The organism is Roseivivax lentus (assembly GCF_900156805.1).
Taxonomy (GTDB): Bacteria; Pseudomonadota; Alphaproteobacteria; order Rhodobacterales; family Rhodobacteraceae; genus Roseivivax; species Roseivivax lentus.
The window spans coordinates 1-6434 of sequence record NZ_FTOQ01000034.1; the positions used below are offsets into that span (position 1 = coordinate 1).

The window sequence follows — 6434 nt, forward strand, 5'->3', positions numbered from 1 at the left end:
TTGTTCATCTTCGCTCCTTGATGGCTTCGATGAACCAGAAATCCTCCATTGCTAAAAACCCTAAATCTGTCCGGTGGGCGCTGACGTCAGACAATGGCGCGCACCGTACACGCCGTGGTCAAATACGGCGAACCCTATCGCCCCTTCTTCGAGGGGGTGAGCCCAGGCGGAAGGACCTCTCTCTGACATGAGCCGTGGAGGCAGCTTGCTGACCTCGTAGATAATGTTCGGGCCTTCTGCTTGGGATTTGGGATCTCGTATTAAGGACGGTGAGGGCCGCCAGCGCGCGTACCCTGTGTTTGCTATGGAAGAGATCATTTCTTGACGGCAGAGCCCGTCTGGGCAACCGTTAGAGGGCGTCCGGGACACCGGATGCCTCATGACCTGCTGACCTAACCAGCCAGATTTTCCCGACATAGGACGTTATCGCTGACGATGCAAGCGGGCTTTCCGTAGATCCGCACCAGCGCATCCAACTCGCGGGCGACACGTGCGCCCGAGATGCTGGTGTCGGCGGTCAGGCACAGGTTCTCCCGGCAGCAATCGTCAATCACCGCCAGAATGCGGAACTTGCGCGAGGCACCGAAGCTGTCCGCCAGGAAGTCGAGCGACCAGCGGGCATTGGGATGCGCCGCCCCCGGCATCGGCGTGCGTGACCCACGGGCCCGCTTGCGCCCGCGCCGTCGCTTCACCGACAGTCCTTCTTCTCGGTAGAGCCGATAAAGCTTCTTGTGGTTCATGAGCATGCCCTTGCGCTCGAGCAGGATACCGATCCGCCGATAACCGAACCGGCGCCGCTTCCCGGCGATCTCCTTCATCTCCTCGCGGATCTCGGGGCAGTCCGGCGGGCGTGTGCGCCGGACAGTTTTGGGATCGACACTGACAAGCTGGCAGGCCCGGCGTTGCGAGATATCATGATTTCGCATTGCCCTGAGCGCCGCCTCTCGCCGCCTGGTCAATGTCGTCAGTTCTTTCCCAGCAGGACGACATTGTCGAGCATGGTGTCGGCCAGCAGGCGCTTGAGCTTGGCGTTCTCGTCTTCCAGCGCCTTCAGCCTGGCGGCCTCGGAAACCTCCATGCCACCATACTTGGACTTCAGCTTGTAAAACGTTGCAGGGCTGAGACCATGCCTGCGGCACACCTCCGCCGTCGGCATCCCGGCCTCCTGCTCCTTGATCATCCCGATTATCTGCGCCTCGGTGAAACGGCTCTTCCTCATTCATCTGCTCCTTCGCGGTTGAGCAGACTCTACATCAGACTGAGGGATCTCGCGGGGGGCAGGTCACCCGGAGTTCACCAGCCAGGCCATCCTGAGCTGGACCGACCAGAGATTGTCCGGTCTTTTGTGTATGACTGAGCCGGTCCATGCTTGAGCAAATGGAAGCATGGATGACCATCTTGGAAGAACTGCTGGACGAACTTCTGAAGGGCGTGGAGCTGTTGATTCCCACCCAGAATTGGCCCGGGTAGCGGAACCAAAAGTACCATGTGCTTTCTGCAACAGAGTTCCGCCACGGCAAAAATCACTTGAACCGCGCATATATCCTGGTCACAATTCAGTTAAATGGTAGACGACTTGGAGAATGCCATTTTCAATAATTTCATACATGAGGTCATTCAGTGCCATCTCTTACAGCACGAAACTATGCCGATGCTTTGCTACTTGCAAAATCAGCCTATAATTCTAATTCAACTGAAATCCAAAATGTCTTATCGATTAGTGGATGGGAGGCATTGAGTAGTGATCAGTTGGGATTTGAAGAAGTAGATTCATTCCTATACTTTCCCGAGGGCGCTAACTCTGTGTTGTTTAGTAATGAGAATGCGCAAGCAATTATTGCTATAAAGGGAGACGAAATAGCCTTAGCTTTTCGAGGGACTGATGAAAAAAAAGATTGGGAAGACAATTTCTCCAGTCCGGAAAACAACTTTGATGAGCATTACGCGCTTCTCAGTAATTTTATCGAGGCATTCTGGGGGTATATCGAGCGCAATGGTGGGGTAAGTGCATTTTCGGAAATCACCATCACCGGTCATAGCTTGGGTGGGGCGCTGGCCGAAAAGTTTATGGCATCTTACGGAATAGTTTATCGAGATATTGCGCCTCATCTAAAGGGAGTTGTTTTTGCAAGCCCGGGTTTATCTGAGAATTTTCTTGGACCAGTAAATTTATTTTCTGTAGACCACACGGATGACGGGGTTGTCAATATTACCTCATCAGCTTCCGGTGTAAGTGGTGTAGGCGAAAACCTTCTGGTGAGTCGTCCAGAAGCAGGCAGTGTTTCGAACATATCTATAACTAATTTCTCTTCGTATATCGACGAACATAGTATTTCAACTTATGAAGACTCTGTCGCGAATATTTTTGGCTACTACGGTGGCTCAAATTTCGTTGAAGCGACATTTGGAACGGAAATCTCGCAAAGCATTGAGAACTGGTACGTTACGATTGGAACAGGCCAACGCGATGAAATCAATGCGGGATCTGGGCGAGATGCAATTTTTTCGAAAGAAGGCGATGACAGGATTTACGGCGGAGGTGCGCGAGATCTGATCGACCTTGGCGCAGGGCATGATGAGGCGTTTGGTGAAGATGGCAGCGATGAGATACATGGTTGGGCAGGAAACGACTCCCTGTATGGCGGTCGTGAAGATGATTCGCTCTTTGGTGGTGCAAACGATGATTTTTTGGCAGGTGAGGACAATGACGACCAATTATTCGGCGGATTGAACAATGACCGGCTTTACGGTGATGCGGGAGAGGACACCCTTTGGGGCGAGGGCGGCAATGACCAGCTCTTTGGTGGTGCAAACAATGATACCTTACATGGCGGCCTTGGCAGTGATCACTTAGATGGCGAAGGTGGTTCCGGGGACGTAGCTGTATTTGAATATAACTGGGAACTTTACCGCCCGTTGTCCACGACCTCAGTGCTGGATTTCCATCTGGAACTGACGCAGTTTGACAGATCAACCGACCGCGTCGTCAGCATCGAGAAACTTCAGTTTGATAACAGGCTATTCAACTCTGTCGCAGATTATTTCGACGCATACACTGATCGTTTTCTGACTGTAGCGCCTATTGAAGAAAATCTGCCTGATCCGGACCCCATCGAGAACCCGGACACACCGTCGAGCTCTCCAAGCGGGCTCCCACTCATGCATGTCAGGGGTGCGAGCATCGCAGAGGGTGACACTGGCTCCCGCACGCTACGCTTCGAGGTGGAACTTGGCCAGGCGTCCTCCACTCCAGTGTCGTTCATTTACTCAGCAACAGGCGGCAATAGTCTCGGATTGGCGACTACGGGAACAGATTTCGAGTTCGCCATCGATACCATAATCTTCAATCCTGGTGAGACACTGAAGTCGATTCCAATCACGGTTTTCGGCGACAGGTTGGAAGAACCAGACGAATACCTTAATTTTCTTGTTTCAAACGTGACAGGAGCCGAGTTGGCGCGTGGTGGTGCCTTCGTTATAGAAAAGGGATACATTCGCGACGACGACAGTCCCACCGCGGCCGAGCCGGATCCTGAGCCTGAACCGCCCGAAGAACCCGATGGCCCGGTTTATTTGACCATCGAAAGCCGCGATGAAAGCCAGTTTGAAGGGTCCGACGGAGCCACAGTGAAGTACGACTTCACCGTACAACGCACGGGCGACCTCAGCCAGCAGACCGATTTCAGAATCGATGTATCCGGCTATGGTGCCAATGCCGCTAATTCAGCTGATTTTGATGGTGGGAGCTTTCCTGCGATTTCCGGCTCGTTCGATCCCGGCGATGATCGCATTGGGGTCGACATCTTTGTCACGAGTGACACGACCCAAGAGGCTGACGAGTACTTCGAGGCCAGGCTACGATCCGGCGATGCCACCGCAATTGTCACAAACGACCGATCCTATGCTGCCATACTCAACGATGATGGCAGCACATTGCCGCCTCAGGGCGGGGAGGTTTACCTTAGTATCAGGCCGTTACAGAGCGAAATTCTTGAGGGCACTTCTGATACTCTGAGGCCAGAGATGCAATTCGAGATCACACGGACTGGTGACCTCGCACAAGTCACGGAGTTCCGCCTAAGGGAACTCAAGCTAGATTATCCTACTGTTGCGGACGATCAACAAGACACGTTCTTCTTGGGGACATCCCCGCTCTTCGAGATCGGTGAGACCAGCTACATCGCTGACATCCGGCTTCGCGCTGATGCTGTAAATGAGCCAGATGAGCTATTTACGCTGAGACTGAGCGGAGTCTCAGATTATCCGAATACGGTCATTCTAAACGAATATGCTTCAACCCTCATCCTGAACGATGACGGCCCCGACCCCGCGCAGATTACGTCGAATGCAGTTGCCGTGATGGAGACAAACGGCTTGCAGGTCGTGCAGGTTCCAGTACACCTTTCAAAGGTAATGCCGGTCGACGTATCGATGGCCTATGAGTTTCGTGATAGAACGAACGCGACGCCTGGTGAAGACTTCGTGACTAGTACCGGTGTGCTTACGATTCCAGCTGGTAGTGTTACGGCCAACCTCAATATTGAAGTGTTGGGAGATACAACCTCGGAAGGTCTCGAAGGCGTACAGATCCGCCTCGAGGATCCAGTAAACGGCTACTTCGGAAATTCACACCGTTCGGCTTGGAATACCGGCGTGGTCATTTTTGATGATGACGTTTTTCCACAAGCGTCAGTACCATTCGATGTGATTACTAATCGCTCGGTTCGGGTGGGAGAACTGGAGAAATACTCCGCGATTGATCTATTTTTCGATTTGCAGACACAGACAGACTTGTTTGCGATTGAGGTAGAAGTCGCCGAACCAATTCCAATAAGCTCTAATAGTCCCGCACCCGTCCTGATATTCGACGCAGGCGGAAACTTATTACATGCAAATATGTCTAGCTTCGATTATCTCGATGCCGGTGGCGTAGATGGGATTGGCGACAATTATGTTTTTCCGGTTGGTACGTATCATCTCGTCTATGCTGTACCAGAAACGCCGGTTGGGTTTTACAGTGCCCAATTGAGAGGCAGTCCCGCAGAGGGAGAGGTACCTATACTTTTTCCGGAGTTGAAGAATGGGCTCAATCTGAATCCGACCTCGCTCCCATTTGGTGCAGTTGGTGGAATGATGGAAGGTGGCAGCCCGCTCGTGGTGGGCGTGAAGGTCTCACATGGGGTGGACTATGACATCTCTTATGATATTGAATTTCGGTCGATCAGTGCCACGTCCGACGATCTCGGAGGTCAGACACTTATTGAGTCAAAGGTCCTTAGGGCGAATGATTCTTCTGAAGTTTCTTTTGTGGGGGCAAATAATGATGCCCTGCCAGAGCCAACGGAGCTCTTTGAATTTGTGATTACCAATGTCGTCGGCGCCTTGCTGCCAAATGGACAATCGGAATACGCCCTTCCAGCAGTTATTTTTGATAATGATGTTTCACCTATCGCCGAGTTTGATATTGAAGACATTGGCGGCTCGCGTGCAGAAGGTACGGGCGGGTCAACAGAATTCGAGTTCAGCATTTCACGCCCTGAGGGTCAAAGTGGGAACTTGGCGACCGTATCTTGGCAAGTGTCTGGTAGTGGCCTCAACGCAGCGTCAAGGTTTGATTTTGTAGGGGATCAATTCCCAAGTGGTCAACTTATCTTCGACATTGGAGAAACAGAGCGAGTCATCTCGGTTTCAGTAGCTGGTGAGGCGTTTCCAGAGCACGATGAAAGCTTCACAGTAAGGCTTTCCGATCCAAGCGATGGCTTTGGCTTGAGGACGTCGACAGCTAACGCCGTGATCCGGAACGATGACGGTGTGCCTGATAGTCCCTTTTACGGGGATGGAGTTCTCGTTTCGAGTATTTCATACCAAATGGGTGACGAGGATAACGATTTGGTTCTAACAGGAGCTGCGCCGGTCTATGGTGTGGGGAACACAAAGCCAAATGCGATTTCGGGCAACAATGCTCAGAATATCTTGGAGGGGCGAGAGGGCAACGATGAGCTCTGGGGATTCGATGGCGACGATGAAATCCGAGGGGGTGCCGACGCTGACTTGATTTTTGGTGGGAGGGGTGGTGACCTCCTAATTGGAGGTAACGGTCAAGATCATATAGACGGCGGAGCCGGCACTGACCGGGTCTCGGGCGGAGCGGGCAACGATGATCTCGACGTGGGCGCGGGGAATGGCAGTTTCCAATACGCGGACGGAGGCGCCGGTAATGACACCTATCACTACGCGAAGGACGCCGGGAGGCTTTATCTCTCGGGCGAAACGGCGAGCAGCGGGTCAGCCGACCGGATTGTCTTCAGCGATCTGACGCTCGACGACTTCACCTTCGACACGCTCGACTACGGGCCGCTGCCCTATGGCGGGGACCAGGTCGCGCTCCGGATGCTCTGGAACGACGGTGAGAGCTCTGGCGAGCTGCGCGTGGC

Annotated in this window: 1 protein-coding gene and 1 pseudogene; one reads left to right on the forward strand and one right to left on the reverse strand. The window is 53.0% G+C overall.

The window, feature by feature from the left end; genetic code table 11:
* Positions 1-422 precede the first annotated feature (422 nt).
* Positions 423-1219 (reverse strand): annotated as a pseudogene (locus BW990_RS21170) (transposase); the annotation flags it as partial.
* Between the two features lie 401 nt (positions 1220-1620).
* Between BW990_RS21170 and BW990_RS20815 the strand changes: the two are divergent.
* The coding region (locus tag BW990_RS20815; protein ID WP_143526320.1) for a Calx-beta domain-containing protein at positions 1621-6434 on the forward strand (4814 nt) is incomplete at its 3' end.